This is a genomic window from Mycobacterium sp. SP-6446 (genome assembly GCF_001954045.1).
Lineage (GTDB): Bacteria > Actinomycetota > Actinomycetes > Mycobacteriales > Mycobacteriaceae > Mycobacterium.
The window spans coordinates 1-18,093 of sequence record NZ_MBEM01000031.1; the positions used below are offsets into that span (position 1 = coordinate 1).

Below are 18,093 nucleotides of genomic sequence, written 5' to 3' on the forward strand. Positions count from 1 at the left end.
GAGTCCTGGCTGACCGACAAGGCCGCCGAGATCGGGATCACCGACACCAGTGGCTTCGCGATCGTCGGGATCGGCGGCATCGGCCGCCACGAGCTGCTGCCGTATTCCGATCTGGACCTAATGCTGTTGCACGACAACAAGTCTGCCGACGTGCTGCAGCGGGTCGCCGACAAGCTGTGGTATCCGTTGTGGGACGCCAACGTGCGGCTCGACCACAGCGTGCGTACGGTCTCCGGCGCGCTCGGCGTCGCCAATGCCGACATGATCGCGGCCCTTGGCATGTTGGATGCCCGCCACATCGCCGGCGATCCCGAGCTGTCCGACGAATTGATCTCGGGCGCAAGAAAGCAGTGGCGCAGTGCGATTCGTTCCCGGATGGACGAGCTCGTCGACATAACGCAGGCCCGCTGGCAGCGCTGCGGCCGGATATCGCAACGTGCCGAGCCGGACCTGAAATCGGGCCGCGGCGGCCTGCGCGACGTGCAATTGCTCGACGCGCTGGGGGTCGCCCAGCTGATCGACCGCCACGGTATGGGCCGCCCGGAAACACCGGGGGGTTCGCTGGACGACGCCTACCTGACGCTGCTCGATGTGCGCACCGAGCTGCACCGGGTGTCGGGCCGCGGACGCGATCAGCTGCTGGCCCAGTTCGCGGACGAGATCAGCGCCGCCTTGCACATCGGGGACCGGTTTGACCTGTCGCGCAAGCTTTCCAGCGCCGGTCGCACCATCGGCTACCACGCCGAAACCGGCATGCGTACCGCGGAAAACGCGCTGCCGCGCCGCGGTGTGTCGGCTTTGGTGCGGCGCCCGAAACGGCGACCACTCGACGAGGGCGTCGTCGAGTACGCCGGCGAAATCGTGCTCGCCCGCGATGCGCAACCCGAAACCGACCCCGGCCTGGTGCTCCGGGTGGCGGCCGCATCGGCCGACACCGGATTGCCCATCGGTGCCGCCACATTGAACCGCCTGGCGACCGGGGCGCCCGAGCTGCCCACGCCCTGGCCGCGCGAGGCGCTGGACGACCTGCTGGTTGTGCTCTCCGCCGGGCCCACGACGGTGGCGACGATCGAAGCGCTCGACCGCACCGGGATATGGGAGCGATTGTTGCCGGAATGGGCGGCGATTCGCGACCTTCCGCCCCGCGACGTCGCGCACAAGTGGACGGTCGATCGTCACGTCGTCGAGACCGCCGTTCACGCGGCGCCGCTGTCCACCCGCGTGGCACGCCCCGATCTGCTCGCGCTCGGCGCGCTGCTGCACGACATCGGAAAGGGCCGGGGCGTCGATCACAGTGTGCTCGGCGCCGAGATGACACGGGAGATCGGCACCAGGCTCGGGCTCGCGCCGCCCGACGTCGAATTGCTCTCGAAGCTGGCCCGCCACCACCTGCTGCTGCCGATCGTGGCCACCCGCAGCGACCTGAACGACCCCGCCACGATCGAAGGCGTATCCGAGGCGCTCGGCGGGGATCCGCAACTGCTCGACGTGCTGCATGCGCTGACTGAGGCGGACTCCAAGGCCACCGGCCCCGGGGTGTGGAGCGAATGGAAGGCCCTGCTGGTCGATGATCTGGTGAGTCGCTGCCGGATGGTGATGGCCGGTGAGCCCCTTCCGCGGGCCGAACCGACTGCGCCGCATTATCTTTCGCTGGCCGCCGACCGCGGGGTACACGTGGAAATCACCCCCGCCGACGGCTCGCGCGCCTATCACGTCGTCATGGTCGCCGCGGACCAGCGGGGACTGGTGTCCAAGGCGGCCGCCGTGCTGGCGCTGAATTCGCTGGGTGTCCATTCGGCGACGGTGAACAGCCACGAAGGCGTCGCGGTCACCGAATTCGTAGTGTCGCCGCACTTCGGCTCCCCGCCCGCGGCGGAATTGCTGCGCCAGCAGTTCGTGGGCGCCCTCGCCGGCGACATCGATGTCCTGGCGATGGTGGAGAAACGTCACGCCGAGGCCACGGCGTCGGCGCGGGCGGGTGAGGTACAGGCGGGAGCGCCCCTGACGCGTTCCACCGCCCCACCGCACATCCTGTGGCTCGACACCGCCGCCGACGGGCAGCTGGCCGTCGAGGTGCGCGCGATGGATCGGCCCGGCCTGCTGGCCCTGCTGACCCGTGCGCTGGAAAGGGCTGGGGCGGATATCGTTTGGGCGAAGGTCAATACGTTCGGGTCGACGGCGGCCGACGTGTTCTCGGTGGTGCTGCCGCCCGGGCCCGAGCCGGGCGGTGACGACACCGCGCGTGCCGAGGTGCAAAAACATCTGCTTGCCGTGCTGGGTGCCGCCGACGAGGTCGCGGTCATCTAGGCCGCAATCACGAGTGCTCCGAATTCAGTTGCCGCACAGCGGCGATGCGCGCCTTGAGCTGCTCGCGAGTTGCGGCGGCGATCGGCGGCCCCCCGCAGCGGCGCCGCAGTTCGTTGTGGATCCACCCGTGCGGTTTCCCGGTGCGGTGATGTGCTATCGACACCAAAGTGTTGAGTTCGCTGCGCAGTTCGCGCAGTTGCCCGTGCACGGTCACCGAGGCCATCGGCGCGCCTTGATTGGCGGCCGCCCGCCGCTGCAGCTGCTCGTCCTGGCGGCGGTGCAGCAGGGCGCGCATCTGCTCGGCGTCGAGTAAGCCGGGGATGCCGAGATAATCGGCTTCCTCGTCGCTTCCGGCGGGGGTGGCGGTGCCGAACGAGGAGCCGTCGAAGATGACCTGGTCGAGTTCCGCGTCGGCGCCCAACGACGTGAAACCCTGGTCGGTTTCCGTCTTTTCGGTTTGTGCCCGCACCGCGGGATCCCCGTCGAGCGGGTCGCCATTGTCGCGGTGTGGCTGGCCGAGCACGTGGTTGCGCTGCGCCTCCAACTCGCTCGCCAGCTGGAGCAGGTTGGGCACCGACGGCACGAAGATGCTCGCGGATTCGCCGGGACGCCGAGACCGCACGAACCGGCCGACGGCCTGCGCGAAGAACAGCGGTGTCGAGGCGCTCGTCGCGTAGATCCCGACCGAAAGCCGGGGCACGTCAACGCCTTCGGAGACCATGCGCACCGCGACGAGCCAGCGGCCGGTGCCTTCGGCGAATTGCGTGATGCGGGCCGAGGATCCCGGATCGTCGGACAACACCACCGTCGGCGCCTCGGAGGTCAGCTTCTTCAGCAGGGCGGCGTACGCGCGCGCCGCGGCCTGATCGGAGGCGATGATCATGCCGCCGGCGTCGGGCACATGGGTGCGCAGCCCGCGCAGCCGCTGGTCGGCGGCGGCGATCACCGCGGGCATCCACTCGCCGGCGGGGTCCAGCGCCGTGCGCCACGCCCGGGCGGTCTGCTCGGCGGACAGCGGCTCGCCGAGGCGTGCCGCGTGCTCCTCGCCGGCGCTGTCGCGCCAGCGCGCCTGCCCAGAGTAGGCGAGGAACACCACCGGCCGGACCACACCGTCGGCGAGCGCTTCGGCGTAGCCGTAGGTGTGGTCGGCCTGCGACCGCAGCGTCCCGTCAGCGCCCGGCTCGTACGTGACGAACGGGATGGGGCTGTCGTCGCTGCGAAAAGGTGTGCCCGTCAAGGCAAGTCGGCGGGTGGCGTCGCCGAAGGCTTCGCGAATGGCGTCACCCCAGGTCTTGGCATCACCGCCGTGATGGATCTCGTCGAAGATGACCAGCGTTTTGCGTTGCTCGGTGCGCACCCGGTGCAGCGTTGGATGCGCGGCGACCTGGGCGTAGGTGACCATCACGCCGTGATACTCCGGCGAGGTCCGCGGGTTGGTGTTGGAGAATCGCGGGTCCAGGGCAAGACCGTGCCGCCCCGCGGCCTGCGCCCACTGGACCTTCAGGTGCTCGGTGGGGACCACCACGGTGATCTGCTCGACGGCGCGATGGGCGAGCAGGTCGGCCGCCACCCGCAGCGCGAACGTCGTCTTGCCGGAACCGGGGGTGGCCACGGCGAGAAAGTCACGCGGCTGGGCGGCCAGATACTTCACCAACGCCCGGCGCTGCCAGCCCCGCAACGCCTGGGCGCCGACCGGCTGCACCGACAAACTTCCCCCCGTAGCTGGTCACGCCCTGACAAGTCTTGCGCCCGGCCCGCGACGCGGCGGCGGGTGTGAAATGTAGCATGCCAACGCTTTTCGGTGCTGAAGCGACGCGAGCTAGACGGCGTGGCCCGCCAGGTCACGGGTTCGCAGCCACTCGTCGATTCGTGCGGCGACGTCGGGCCAGCCCGGTTCGAGCATCATGTTGTGTCCCATGTCGAAGAACTCCGGCTCGGTCCGGTAGGCGCGCGCCGTCGCACGCACCGCGCGCACGCTGACGAAGCCGTCGTGCAGGCCGCCGAGGACCAGGATCGGGGTGGTCACCCGCGCGGTATCCACCCGGCGCAACATCGGATCGGTCATCGCCGCGCGGATGCTCTCGGGCCCGGCGCGTTTCCAGCAGGATTCGACGACGGCGTCGGGCGTGTCGGCGCAGAAGAGGTATTCGCGGGCGAGCGCCTGGGTGCGCAGGAACTTGACCAACGTCGGGTCGTGGAACGAGTGCACGGTCATCCACGGCCGGCGACGCCAGACGCGCAGGGCCGCCCCGAGCACACCCTGCGGCGGCAGGGAGCCCACCAGCACGGCGGCCGGTGCGTTTCGGTCCTCGAGATAGCGCTGGATCGTGTAGCCGCCCAGGGAATGGCCGATCAGCACCGGCGCGCCACCCAGGTCGTCGGCGACAGAACGGACGTCGTCGATGTAGTCCGCGATGGAAACGTGCTGCAGCGGCTTGGCCGTGGGGCTGGTGCCGTGCCCGCGCAGGCTCATCGCGACCGCGCGGTAGCCGGCGTCGGCGAAGAAGTCCAGGAAGCCGTCGTCCCAGCACCAGGCGCCGTGCCAGCCGCCGTGGACGAAAAGCAGCGGCACCGGATGCGCGTCGGTACAGCTTCCCTTGTCGATCGTCTCGAGCATGAATCCGCAGTCTAGAACCCATCCGAACGTGCGGCTGGCCGCACGCTCGGCGTCGAATGTGCGGCTGGCCGCACACTCGAGCCAAACTTCCCAGCCGCTAGGCTGACGGGGTGTTTGAATCGCTGTCCGACCGATTGACCGGCGCCCTTGCCGGGCTGCGCGGCAAGGGCCGACTGACCGACGCCGACATCGAGGCCACCACCCGCGAAATCCGGCTCGCGCTGCTGGAAGCGGACGTTTCGCTGCCCGTGGTGCGGGCCTTCGTCGGCCGGATCAAGGACCGCGCTCGGGGCGCCGAGGTGTCCGGCGCGCTCAACCCCGCGCAGCAGGTCGTCAAGATCGTCAACGAGGAACTCATCGGCATCCTGGGCGGCGAAACCCGCCAGCTGGCGTTCGCGAAGGCGCCGCCGACCGTGGTGATGCTCGCCGGCCTGCAGGGTTCCGGTAAGACGTCGCTGGCCGGGAAGTTGGCCGCCTGGCTGCGCGGGCAGGGGCACACGCCGCTGCTGGTGGCCTGCGACCTGCAGCGGCCCGCCGCGGTGAACCAGCTGCAGGTCGTCGGCGAGCGTGCCGGCGTACCGGTTTTCGCGCCGCATCCCGGCGAGTCCCCGGAGTCCGGACCCGGCGACCCGGTCGCCGTCGCGGCCGCGGGTCTCGAGGAGGCCCGGGCCAAACACTTCGACGTGGTCATCGTCGACACCGCCGGCCGGCTGGGCATCGACGACGAGCTGATGGCCCAGGCGGCGGCCATCCGGGACACCATCGACCCCGACGAGGTGCTGTTCGTCCTCGACGCGATGATCGGCCAGGACGCCGTCACCACCGCGGAGGCGTTCCGCGAGGGCGTCGGCTTCACCGGCGTGGTGTTGACCAAGCTCGACGGCGACGCCCGCGGTGGCGCCGCGCTGTCGGTCCGCGAGGTCACCGGTGTCCCAATCCTTTTCGCCTCCACCGGTGAGAAGCTCGAGGACTTCGACGTCTTCCACCCCGATCGCATGGCCAGCCGCATCCTGGGCATGGGCGACGTGCTCAGCCTGATCGAACAGGCCGAACAGGTCTTCGACGCCGAGCAGGCCGAGGCCGCCGCGGTCAAGATCGGCGCCGGCGAGCTGACGCTCGAGGATTTCCTGGAGCAGATGCTCGCCATCCGCAAGATGGGCCCGATCGGCAACCTGCTGGGCATGCTGCCCGGCGCCGGGCAGATGAAGGAGGCGCTGGCCGAAGTCGACGACCGCCAGCTCGACCGGTTGCAGGCCATCATCCGCGGGATGACGCCACAAGAGCGCGCCGACCCCAAGATCATCAACGCCTCGCGGCGGCTGCGCATCGCCAACGGCTCGGGCGTGACGGTGTCCGAGGTCAACCAGCTGGTCGACCGCTTCTTCGAGGCCCGCAAGATGATGTCGTCCATGCTCGGCGGGATGGGAATCCCCGGTATCGGCCGCAAGTCCGCGACGCGAAAGAGCAAGGGCGCCAAGGGCAAGAAGGGCAAGAAGGGCGGACGGGGGCCGACCCCGCCCAAGGTCCGCAACCCGCTGGCCGCCGGCATGCCGGGCATGGCGGGGATGCCCCCGGGGTTCCCCGACCTGTCGCAGATGCCCGAGGGCCTCGACGAGCTGCCGCCCGCGCTGGCCGATTTCGACCTGTCCAAGCTGAAGTTCCCGGGCAAGAAACCGTGACGATCGCGAGCGCGGCGGAGCCGGGCGACGCGGGTCGTCACCATCGGAAGTAGCCGCGCCGTGCGGATGCACGTGCGAGGCCTGGGGCTGCCCGACGAGACCGAGATCCAGCTGTGGATCGTCGACGGCCGCATCAGCGCCGAGCCGGTCGCCGGGGCCGACACCGTTTTCGACGGCGGCTGGATCGTGCCCGGGCTGGTGGATGCGCACTGCCACGTCGGCCTCGGTCACCACGGCGAGATCCCGATCGAGGAGGCGATCGCCCAGGCCGAGACCGAACGCGACGTCGGCGCGCTGCTGCTGCGTGACTGCGGCGCACCGACCGACACCCGCAGCCTCGACGACCACGACGACCTGCCCCGCATCATCCGCGCCGGAAAGCACCTGGCCCGGCCCAAGCGCTACCAGGCCGGCTTCTCCGTCGAACTCGAAGACGAATCCCAGCTGCCGGCGGCGGTGGCCGAGGAGGCGAAGCGCGGCGACGGCTGGGTCAAGCTGGTCGGCGACTGGATCGACCGCGGCGTCGGCGACCTTGCCCCGCTGTGGTCCGACGACGTGCTGGCGGCCGCGATCGACACCGCGCACGCCCACGGAGCCCGGGTCACCGCACACGTCTTCAGCGACGAGGCCATGCCCGGCCTGATCAAGGCCGGCATCGACTGCATCGAACACGGCACCGGGCTCACCGACGACACCATCGCCCTCATGCTCGAGCATGGGACGGCACTAGTGCCCACGCTGATCAACATCACCGAGAACTTTCCGGGTATCGCCGACAACGCCAAGCGCTATCCGACCTACGCCGCCCACATGCGCGACCTGCACGCCCGCTGCCGTGAGCGGGTCGCGGCCGCCCTGGACGCGGGTGTCCCGATGTATGCCGGTAGCGATGCCGGCAGCATGATCGCGCACGGCCGGATCGCCGACGAGGTCGAAGCCCTCAAGGGGATTGGGATGAGCCCGACGCAGGCGTTGGGCGCGGCCTGCTGGGACGCGCGTCGCTGGCTGGGCCGGCCCGGTCTGGATCACGGGTCCTCGGCCGACCTGTTGTGCTACACGGACGATCCGCGCACGGGGCCCGGCGTGCTGAACCGGCCCGACCTGGTGATCCTGCGGGGCGCCGTGTTCGGGGGGTGACCTGCGCATATATGCGGTGATGCAGAAATCCAAATAAAAGATTGCGAGTGCTTGCTATCTATGTTACGGTCGTCGCAACCCCAACGAACCGGAGGAAGACAGTGACCTACGACGTGATCATTCGCGATGGATTGTGGTTCGACGGCACCGGCGGTGCCCCGCAAACCCGCACGCTCGGAATCCGGGACGGCGTGCTGGCCACGGTCGCTGACGGGCCGCTGGACGAGACCGGTTGCCCCGAGGTGATCGACGCGGCGGGCAAGTGGGTGATGCCCGGCTTCATCGACGTGCACACCCACTATGACGCCGAGGTGTTGCTGGACCCCGGGCTGCGGGAGTCGGTGCGCCACGGTGTGACCACCGTGCTGCTGGGAATGTGCTCGCTGTCGACGGTCTATGCCGACTCCGAGGATGCCGCCGACCTGTTTAGCCGGGTCGAGGCCGTACCCCGTGAGTACGTCCACGGCGCGCTGAAGAGCAACCGGACCTGGACCACCGCCGCCGAATACATCGCGGCCGTCGACTCGTTGCCGCTCGGGCCGAATGTCAGCTCGCTGCTTGGTCATTCGGACCTGCGCAGCACGGTGCTGGGGCTCGACCGGGCGACCGACGCCACCGTCAAGCCCACCGACGCCGAACTGGAGAAGATGGCGACTTTGCTCGACGAGGCGCTCGAGGCCGGGATGCTAGGCATGTCCGGCATGGACGCGGCGATCGACAAGCTCGACGGCGAACGCTTCCGGTCGCGGGCGCTGCCGTCCACCTTCGCGACGTGGCGGGAACGGCGCAGGCTGATCAAGGTGCTGCGCAAGCGCGGGCGGATCCTGCAGAGCGCACCCGACGTCGAGAACCCCGCGTCCGCGCTGATGTTCTTCCTGACCAGCAGCCGAATGTTCGGACGCCGCAAGGGAGTTCGAATGAGCCTGTTGGTGTCCGCCGACGCCAAGTCGAACCCGCTCGCCGTCTACGTATTCGGGCCGGCGACTCGCCTGGCGAACAAGCTGCTGGGCTCGAGCGTGCGGTTCCAGCACCTTCCGGTGCCGTTCGAGTTGTACTCCGACGGGATCGACCTGCCGGTCTTCGAGGAGTTCGGCGCCGGCACGGCCGCCCTGCATCTGCGCGACCAGTTGGAGCGCAACGAGCTGCTGGCCGACCGGGACTACCGCCGCAAGTTCCGGAAAGAGTTCGATCGCATCAAACTCGGACCGTCGCTGTGGCACCGCGACTTCCACGACGCGGTCATCGTTGAGTGCCCCGATAAGTCGTTGATCGGCAAGAGCTTCGGCACGATCGCCGACGAACGCGGGCTGCACCCGCTCGATGCGTTCCTCGATGTGCTCGTCGAAAACGGCGAACGCAACGTGCGCTGGACAACCGTCGTGGCCAACCACCGGCCCAAGCTGCTCAACGCGCTCGCCAAGGAGGAAAGCGTGCACATGGGCTTCTCGGACGCGGGTGCCCACCTGCGCAACATGGCCTTCTACAACTTCCCGATCAAGCTGCTCAAGCGAACTCGCGACGCCCACCGCGCGGGCGCGCCGTTCATGTCCACCCAACACGCGGTGCACCGGCTGACCGGCGAGCTGGCCGAGTGGTTCGGACTCGACGCCGGCACGCTGCGCGAGGGCGACCGCGCGGACTTCGTGGTGATCGACCCGGCCGGCCTGAACGACTCGGTCGAGGGCTACTACGAGGAGGAGGTTCCCTTCTACGGCGGCCTGCGGCGCATGGTCAATCGCAACGACGAGGCCGTCGTCGCGACCGGTGTCAACGGCGCCGTCGTCTTCGAGAAGGGCCAATTCCGCGACGGCTACGGCCAGACCGCGAAGTCGGGCCGGTACCTGCGGGCCGGTGCGCGGCAGCAGCGCGAGCAGCGCTCGGCCGCGCTGGTGTGAGCGACTGAGATGGCCAGGACGCAGCAGCAACGCCGCGAGGAGACCATCGGACGGCTCCTCGAGGCATGCATCGCCAGCATCATCGAGGTCGGCTATGCCCGCGCCTCGGCGGCCGTGATCACCAAGCGCGCCGGGGTCTCCGTGGGCGCCCTGTTCCGGCACTTCGAGACGATGGGCGATTTCATGGCGGCCACCGCATCGGAGGTCCTGCGCCGGCAGGTGGAGTCATTCACCAAGCAGGTCGCCGAGATCCCGGCCGACCGGCCGGCGCTGGAAGCCGCGCTGACGATCCTGCGCGACATCACCAGCGGCCCGACCAACGCGGTGCTGTACGAGCTCATGGTCGCCGCGCGCACCGACGAGAAGCTCAACGCGCATCTGGCCGAGGTGATGGCCCAGTACTCCGCGAAGATTCTCGACGCCGCGCGCACCCTGCCCGGGGCGGAAACCATCCCGGAGGACACATTTCCGGTTCTGGTGGCATTGCTGACCAACGTCTTCGACGGCGCGGCAATCGTGCGAGGGGTGCTGCCAGAACCGGATCTGGAGGAGAGCCGGATCGCGTTGCTGACCGCGCTGATAACCGGGTTGTTGCCGAACGAGACTGCGTGACAAGCGGTTACAGCGCGCCGACGCCGGTCTCCGGGTTGAGTGCGAAACCCCAGTCGAACAGGCTTGCCGCCTGATCCCAATACGTCGGCCCGCCCTGCTTCACCATCCCGTACATCATGGCGATCACCAAGCGGCGACCACCTCGGGCGGCGGCGCCGACGAAGGTCTTGCGGGCCGCGTTGGTGAACCCGGTCTTGCCGCCGATGGCGCCGGGATAGCGCTGCAGCAGTTCGTCCTGGTTGGTGATCGGCTCATCGCCATGATCTCCGGGGAACATCGCCGACGGCTCGGCGGTGATGTGCGCGAACACCGGATTGGCCATGGCGGCCCGGAAGATGACGGCCAGGTCGTGGGCCGTGGAGGCCCCGGAGCCGCCGGGCCCGTCCAGCCCCGACGGGGTCGCCGCGTGGGTGTTGGTCGCCCCGAGCGAGGCCGCTTTGGCGTTCATCTTGCCGACGGCAACGTCCGCACCGCCGAGCTGGTGCGCCAGCGTGTTGGCGGCGTCGTTGCCGGAAACCAGGAGCAGCCCGTCGAGCAGTTGGCGCGCGGTATAGCTGTGGCCGGGTTTGACGCCGACGCAGTTGCACTCGACCTGGGTATCCGCGACGTCGGCCACGACGGTGGAATCCAGGCTCAGCTCGTCCAGGGCCACCAACGCCAGCAGCACCTTGATGGTGCTCGCGGGCGGGTGGGCGACGTTCTGGTCGCGGCCGGCCAGCACCTGACCGCTGTCGAGGTCGGCCACGATCCAGGTTTGGGCCGGGCCGTCGGGAATCGGCACCGAGCCGGCCGGCTGCATGCTGTCGGCCCCCGCGGTGGCCGGGCTGACAGTGGCACCGAAGGTGCTGACCGTGAGCGCAGCGGCGGCTGCGGCAATCAGTTTCCGCATGGGCGCAAAGTTTAACGTCCGGCGGCTCGGACTCAATGAACCGGCGGCTGGTCCGGATCGTGATAACTACGGTGGCGGCCATTGTGACCGGCACTGTCATCGGATTCTTGTAAGGGGATTGCCGATGATTGAGCTCGGACAGCGAGCCGTTGTCTGCGGTGCGAGCATGGCCGGGCTGCTGGCCGCTCGGGTGCTGTCGGACTTTTACGAAACGGTGACACTGGTCGAGCGCGACCGGCTGCCCGACGGCGCCGAACAGCGGCGCGGCGTGCCCCAGGGACGACATTTTCATGCCCTGCTGAGCACGGGCTCGAAAACCTTGGGCGAGCTATTCCCTGACCTGCTCGACGAACTCGTCGCCGGGGGCGCCAATGTCCTCGACAATGAGCCATCGCGTGCGTATATCCGGTTGGGCCGGCACGAGCTTGATCTCTCGGGCAAATTCGCCGACCCGGCAGCGCTGGTCTTGTATCAACCGAGCCGGCCATTCCTGGAGTCCCACGTCCGGCGACGCGTGCGCGCACTGGCGAACGTGAGAATCCTGGAGGGCCATGATGTCGTCGAGCCGATCGCCGGCCAGTCCGACGGGGTCACCGGTGTCCGGGTGGTCAACCGTGACACGGGTGCGGAAACCGTGCTGGATGCCGACATGGTGGTCGATGCGACGGGCCGGGCCGCGCGCATGCCGGCGTTCCTCGACAACCTCGGCTACGAGCGGCCAGTCGAGCAGCGCTACCCGGTGCAGCTGAGCTACGCCAGTCAATTTCTGCGCATTCCCGAAGGCATGCTCGGCGACAAGTTGGGTGTCTCGGTCGGCCCGCTGCCCGACCGCCCGGTCGGTGTGGTGGTGGTGGCCTACGAGCACGGCACCTGGATTCTGACCCTGTTCGGCGTGGGCGGTTATGAACTACCCGATAGCCTGCCCGGCGTCATCGACTGCGCCGCGGAATTCGCGCCGGCTTTTCTGATCGATGCGCTGCGGGCGGCCGAGCCGGTCGGTGCGTTGTCGACGCAGCGATACCCGGCGAGCACCTGGCGGCGCTATGACAAGCTGCGCCGATTCCCGGCGGGGCTGCTGGTGATCGGCGACGCGATCTGCAGCTTCAACCCGGTGTACATGCAGGGCATGACCATGGCCGCGCTGCAGGCGGTGGCGCTTCGAGACTGTCTGGCCGATCGCGACGGCGACCTGAGCCGGCGATTCTTCAAGGCGGCCGCCAAGCAGATCGCCCCCGTGTGGCGGGGGAACCGGCTCACCGATTTCACCGTGTCGCAGGCAGGTGGTTGGCGTCGGGCTCAAGGGCGCTGATCAATTGGCAAATGGACAAGGCGCAGGCCGCCGCCGCGAACGATCCGGTGATCGCCGAAGCGACCCTCCGCGTGATGCATTTTGTCGACCCACCAGCCAGGCTCTTGCAGCCCGCGCTCCTGATGCGGCTCGTCGCAGCCAACCGTCGGCCCAGAAAGCCTCACGCGCACTCCGACAGCGAGGCGCAACCCGACCCCGAGGTGCGCGGGGCGTGACGGTTCGTCGATGGCTGAGCCTTTTCTGACGGCACCGCTGTAGCAGAGGCGAATCGGCGGCGCGACGCTGCTGTACACATGTTCATCTACAACGGGATTCGCCGCGTTCTGAAAAGCCGAGTCGTCAACGGCCTTTCGTGCCAACGATCAAGCGATCTGTGCCAGACGTCCCCGCGCGCAGCAGCTGCACGGCGATACATGTCGGCGGCGCGGACATTCGATTGAACCGATAGGCGCGGGCGCTCGTGTCTACACGTGGTTGGGGATTAAGTGTCATCGCAGGCGTGCGGGGGGCCGGGCCGCCGCACCACTAGATCCAGCACGGGGTCGTCGAATGGTGTATCAGGCGTCGGGGATTTGAGGCCTTCGGGGAGATGGCCCGGAAACTTTACGCGAGTTTCAAGGTCAGCAGCCGTTATCTGGTACGGCTGCTCGAGGACTACGCGTCGCTGATCGACTTCGGACAGGCGAACGACGGCCCTTATTGCACGAAAGCCAGTAAGGCGCTTGCGATTCCGCGGGCACGCCGGCCCTAAATAGGGGGTTCGCCGTCATCATGCTCAACTACGGCACGCAACCAGACTTCGTCGGGCCGCTAACCGCCGCGCAGCGGTCCATATGGGCTGCCCAACAACTCCATCCCGAAGTCCCGTACAACTTTGCCGCTTTTATGGCGATCGATCACAATGTCGACGCCGAAAGGCTCACGGTCGCATGCGAATCGGCGGCAACACGATTCGGCACGCCATGCGCGCGGCTATCCCTCGATGACGGCGAGCCGGTCTTCATAGTCGACCGCTCCCTTACGAGGACGGGGATCACACGCTGCATCGATCTGCGCGCGGAGAGTGACCCGGCAGCCGCCGCTTGCAGCTGGATGAACGACGACTACCGCCACCCAATTGATCTGGCGCATGATCGACTCACCAATTTCGCACTGCTGCGGATCACCGACAACCTGTCATACTTCTACCTGCGCACCCACCACGTTCTCTGTGACGGATACGGCGCCAACAATTTCGCCCGGCACATCGCGGAGGTCTACTCGGGATCAGCGCCCGACATCGGCGAAGTCGACTTCTCTGAGTTCGCATTGCTGCGCGACGCGGACCGGGAATATGAGCAGTCCTCACGCAGTCGTGCCGATGCCGCGTATTGGAAGAGCGTCGTGCGCGGACCTCTGGACATTATCGACTTGAGGGGGACACGGAGGTCGGTGCCACCACGCCACCCCCTGGTGCACGAACTGGTGTGCGGTCAGCGATTCTCGGCGTCCCCGCATGACCAGTTCGATGTCACGAGGTTCGTCGCCGCCATGGCGGTGTTTATTGCGAAGACCACAGGGCGCCAAAATGTCTCGTTGTCACTGCCGGTTTCCGCGCGCACGACCGCGGCGCTGAAAACATGCGCCGGCATGGTGTCGAACATGGTGCCACTGCTGATCGGCGTCGATGACCGCGACACTTTTGGCGCACTGACCGATCGAGTCGCCAAGGCTTTGGTCGGGGCGTTGCGCCACCAACAATTTCGGCACTGGCCGGACCTGATCGCCGGTACAAACCGTGTCGACATGAACGTCGAGTTCGGCGCGGCGATCAACGTGCTCGACTTCGTTGCCCCGCTTCGTTTCGGGCCGTCGGAAACGACGTACAACGTATTGAGCATCTATCCCATTCAGGACATTGCCGTCAACATCTATCCGCGGTTGGGCGACGGCACCCCACGAATTCAGTTGATGTGGAATCCCGACCGCTACTCGCCTGACGAAATCGGTAGGCACACAAGGCGTCTGGAAATGCTCCTGGACCGCCTCTTGGTGGCGGATGCGTCGCTGGTCGTGGCAGAGGTGTCGGTTCTGGATCGCGGTGAGCGCGAGCTGGTGTTGTCGGGATGGTCCGGTGCCGGGGTGGACGCGCCGATTGGGGTGGCGCCGCAGTTGTTGGCGGCGACGGTCGTCGCCGATCCCGATGCGGCGGCCGTGATCGACGGCACCCGGGAGCTGTCGTATCGCGAGCTTGACGAGTGGTCGACACGGTTGGCGCGGGTGCTGATCGAGGCCGGGGTGGGTCCCGAGCGTGCTGTGGGGGTTGCGATGGACCGCGGTGCGGAATTGGTCGCGGCGTGGTGGGCCGTGGTCAAGTCCGGCGGTGTGTACGTGCCGGTCGGCCTTGGCCACCCGGCTGATCGCATCGCCGCCGTGTTGGACGCGGTGGACGCCGTGTGTTTGTTGACCTGTGGCGTCGACACGGTGCCCGGGGGCGGGACGCGACCGGTGCTGCGCGTCGACCGTCGCGACATGTCGGATCGCGCCGCCGATCCGATTACCGACGCCGACCGCCTCGCGCCGCTGGGGGTGGATAACACCGCCTACGTCATGTTCACCTCGGGGTCCACCGGCGCACCCAAGGGGGTGGTGGTCAGCCACGCCGGTCTGCTCGGGCTAGCCGCGGCGCAACGCGCGATATACGGATTGAGCGCGGGCGCCCGGGTGCTGATGGTGGCCGCACCGACCTTCGATGCGTCGATCTTCGATTGGTTGTGGGCGGTCGGTTCCGGGGCGGCATTGGTTGTCGCGCCTAGGCACGTGTACGCCGGGGAGGCGTTAACCGAGTTGATGCAGCACCAGCGGGTCAGCGCGGCGGCGTTGACCCCGACGGTGCTGTCGTCCCTGGATCGGACCCGGCTCGACGGGCTGGACACGCTAATCACGATGGGAGAGGCCTGCCCCACGGAAGTGGTGGCCGCCTGGGCGTCGGGCCGGCGGATGTTCAACGGCTACGGTCCCACCGAATCCACCATCTGCTCCACCTCCACCGCGCCGCTGTGCGCGGGGCAGCCGGTCAGCATCGGCGCTCCGATTCCGGGGGTATGCGCGCTGGTTCTCGATGCGCGGTTGAACCCGGCGCCGATCGGGGTGGTGGGCGAGCTGTATCTGGGTGGGCCCGCTCTGGCGCACGGCTACGTGGGCCGCGCGGAGTTGACCTCGGAACGGTTCGTGGCCAATCCCCACGGAGGTGGTGGCGAACGGATGTATCGCACGGGCGACCTGGTGCGGTGGACCCCCGCCGGCACTCTCGATTACCTCGGTCGGCCCGATACCCAGATCAAACTGCGCGGACAGCGCATCGAACTTGGCGAAATCGAAAACACCCTGCTGGCCTGCCCGCAGGTCACCCAGGCCGCCGTCAGCGTGCACCAAAACTCCGCCGGCGCACACCTGATCGCCTATGTCGTGCTCGACCACACCGCGATCGCGGATCACGTCGCCGAAAGCGTCGAACAGTGGCAACACGTGAACGACCAGCTCTACGGCGCCGAGGTCGGGGACTTCGGCAAGGATTTCCGGGGCTGGAACAGCAGCTACACAGACGACCCGATCCCGCTCGAGGAAATGGTCGAGTGGCGTTCGGCCGCGGTGGATCGGATCATGGCACTGGAGCCCAGACGCGTGTTGGAGATCGGCGCGGGCTCCGGGCTGATCTTGTCGCAGATCGCCCCTCAGTGTGAGCACTATGTCGCCACCGACATTTCGCCGGTCGCCATCGACAACCTGGCCCGCGTGCTGGAGCAATTGCAGATTCCATGGCGTGACCGGGTGGAGCTACTGACCCAGCCCGCGCACGTCACCGAGGGTTTGCCGCGGGGCCATTTCGACACCATCATTCTCAACTCGGTCGTCCAGTATTTCCCCAACGCGGACTATCTGGCCGAGATCATCGATAACGCCGTGGATCTGCTAGCCCCCGGCGGGAGCTTGTTCATCGGCGATGTGCGCAACCACACGCTGCAAGGCGCATTGCAAACGGGAGTTGCGCTCGCCCGCACCAGCGCCACCGACACCGCTGAGATCCGGGCACGCGTCTATCGCGCCATGGTCAGTGAGCCCGAATTGCTGTTGGCCCCAGAGTTTTTCACCACCTGGGCCGCCGACAATCCACGCGTGGCCGGGCTAGACATCGAAGTCAAACGCGGATTGGCCGATAACGAACTCAACCGCTACCGCTACGACGTCATCGTCCACAAAGCTCCCATCCCGGTGCGCTCACTGGCCACCGCACCCACCTGGACGTGGGCCCAATGCGAAGGCCTGAACGGGTTGCAAGACCGATTGATATCCCAACATCCGGCCACTGTTCGCATTACCGACATCCCGCGCGCCGGACTCATCACCGACGTCCGTGTCGAAGCCGCCCTGGCCGCCGGACGGTCTCCGGCCGACGCGCTGGCCGATGGCACCGCCGAGGCCGCCGACGCCGTTGTGCCCGAAGCGTTGTACCGCCTCGGCGAGACCATCGGATACAACGTGGCGGTGACCTGGGGTGCCCAACCCGGCACTGTGGAGGCGGTTTTCATCATCCCCATCGACCCGCAGCCCCCAGCACTCACCGACCTGTATCTGTCGACGGCTCACCGGCGCGGCACCAATGCCAATGACCCGCAATCCAACATAAAAATCAGCGCGGTGCGTGAGCGGTTGAACGCGCGGCTGCCCGATTACATGATGCCGGCCCAGATCATGGCACTCGACGAGTTCCCGTTGACCTCCTCGGGCAAGATCGACCGCAGGGCCCTGCCGGCACCGATATTTGCCGGCGCATCTTTCCGGGCGCCGCAGTCCGAGAACGAAAGAATCGTCGCCCAGGTATTCAGCGAAGTGTTGGGCCTGGACCGGGTCGGGCTGGACGATGATTTCTTCGCCCTCGGTGGCGATTCGTTGATCGCAACACGGGTGACCGCGCGCCTTCAGTTGGCGTTGGGCAGGGAAGTGCCGGTGCGGTATCTGTTTGAGGCTTCCACCGTCGGCCAGCTCGCCGACTATCTGCACCGTCATCGTGGCGGGCCTGGCGTCCCGCCGCTGCGGGTGATGCCGCGCCCGGCCCGGGTTCCGTTGTCGTTTGCCCAGCAGCGGTTGTGGTTCCTCAACCAGTTCGAGGGCCAGGTTCCGACCTATAACATGCCGACCGCGTTTCGGATCGACGGGGCGCTGGATGTCGACGCGTTGGGTACGGCCCTGGATGACGTCATCGCCCGCCACGAATCGCTGCGCACCATATTTCGCGCAATCGACGGAGTGCCGTTCCAAGAGGTGTTGCCGGCCCAGGCTGGCATGTGGCGGCGTGGCGGCCCGGCGGTGGTGTCGTTGCCCGAGCGCGATGTGCGCGGCGAGTTGATGGCCCTGGCGGGGTATCGATTCGATTTGTCGGCCGAGATCCCCATTCGCGCGCAGATCTATTCGGTGGGGCGCGAGCAGTATGTCGTGGGGATTGTGTTGCACCACATAGCTTTTGACGGATGGTCACCCGCGCCGATGGTCAGGGATGTGGGCCAGGCATATCGGGCGCGGCGGATGGGTCGGGTGCCGGGGTGGGCGCCGTTGGGGGTGCAGTATGCCGATTACACTCTGTGGCAACGGGATTGGCTGGGCGACGCGGC

Annotated in this window: 12 protein-coding genes; 9 read left to right on the top strand and 3 right to left on the bottom strand. The window is 67.7% G+C overall.

Features of this window, described 5'->3' with window-relative positions:
* The coding region (locus A5736_RS02475) for a [protein-PII] uridylyltransferase (protein ID WP_076244359.1) at positions 1-2,307 on the top strand (2,307 nt) is incomplete at its 5' end.
* 7 nt (positions 2,308-2,314) lie between these two features.
* Here the strand turns inward: A5736_RS02475 and A5736_RS02480 are convergent.
* Both A5736_RS02480 and A5736_RS02485 read right to left on the bottom strand, forming a co-directional pair.
* The gene (locus A5736_RS02480) at positions 2,315-4,009 is read right to left on the bottom strand and encodes a DEAD/DEAH box helicase (protein WP_076244361.1); all 1,695 of its coding nucleotides are present in this window, start codon (positions 4,007-4,009) and stop codon (positions 2,315-2,317) included.
* Positions 4,010-4,126: 117 nt separating this feature from the next.
* Positions 4,127-4,924 carry an alpha/beta hydrolase gene (locus tag A5736_RS02485; RefSeq protein WP_076125814.1) on the bottom strand — a complete coding sequence of 266 codons (798 nt, stop codon included), beginning with the start codon at positions 4,922-4,924 and terminating at the stop codon, positions 4,127-4,129.
* A 110-nt stretch (positions 4,925-5,034) separates the two neighbouring features.
* Between A5736_RS02485 and ffh the strand changes: the two genes are divergently transcribed.
* The 4 genes from ffh to A5736_RS02505 all read left to right on the top strand — a co-directional run bounded on the left by ffh (position 5,035) and on the right by A5736_RS02505 (position 10,247).
* Positions 5,035-6,603, top strand: a complete 1,569-nt coding sequence (gene ffh / locus A5736_RS02490) for a signal recognition particle protein (RefSeq protein ID WP_076125812.1) — start codon at positions 5,035-5,037, stop codon at positions 6,601-6,603.
* A gap of 66 nt (positions 6,604-6,669) precedes the next feature.
* Complete coding sequence (locus tag A5736_RS02495; RefSeq protein WP_139333087.1) at positions 6,670-7,740, top strand: amidohydrolase family protein; 1,071 nt, start codon at positions 6,670-6,672, stop codon at positions 7,738-7,740.
* Between the two features lie 56 nt (positions 7,741-7,796).
* Complete coding sequence (locus A5736_RS02500) at positions 7,797-9,635, top strand: amidohydrolase family protein (RefSeq protein WP_139333088.1); 1,839 nt, start codon at positions 7,797-7,799, stop codon at positions 9,633-9,635.
* Between the two features lie 9 nt (positions 9,636-9,644).
* Positions 9,645-10,247 carry a TetR/AcrR family transcriptional regulator gene (locus tag A5736_RS02505; protein WP_076244367.1) on the top strand — a complete coding sequence of 201 codons (603 nt, stop codon included), beginning with the start codon at positions 9,645-9,647 and terminating at the stop codon, positions 10,245-10,247.
* Between the two features lie 7 nt (positions 10,248-10,254).
* Here the strand turns inward: A5736_RS02505 and A5736_RS02510 are convergent, their stop codons facing one another.
* Positions 10,255-11,136: a D-alanyl-D-alanine carboxypeptidase family protein gene (locus tag A5736_RS02510; RefSeq protein ID WP_076244368.1), complete on the bottom strand. Its 882-nt coding sequence runs from the start codon at positions 11,134-11,136 to the stop codon at positions 10,255-10,257.
* A gap of 124 nt (positions 11,137-11,260) precedes the next feature.
* On the opposite strand from A5736_RS02510, the gene A5736_RS02515 reads away from it, so the two are divergent.
* The 4 genes from A5736_RS02515 to A5736_RS02520 form a co-directional block, all read left to right on the top strand.
* Positions 11,261-12,445, top strand: a complete 1,185-nt coding sequence (locus A5736_RS02515) for an NAD(P)/FAD-dependent oxidoreductase (protein WP_217695719.1) — start codon at positions 11,261-11,263, stop codon at positions 12,443-12,445.
* An 11-nt stretch (positions 12,446-12,456) separates the two neighbouring features.
* On the top strand, positions 12,457-12,660 hold the full coding sequence (locus tag A5736_RS26520; protein ID WP_083667110.1) for a hypothetical protein: 204 nt from the start codon (positions 12,457-12,459) through the stop codon (positions 12,658-12,660).
* Between the two features lie 374 nt (positions 12,661-13,034).
* Positions 13,035-13,196, top strand: coding sequence for a hypothetical protein (locus A5736_RS26525; protein ID WP_217695720.1), 162 nt, complete (start codon positions 13,035-13,037; stop codon positions 13,194-13,196).
* A gap of 20 nt (positions 13,197-13,216) precedes the next feature.
* Positions 13,217-18,093: non-ribosomal peptide synthetase (locus A5736_RS02520; RefSeq protein WP_139333086.1), on the top strand; the 4,877-nt coding region annotated here is incomplete at its 3' end.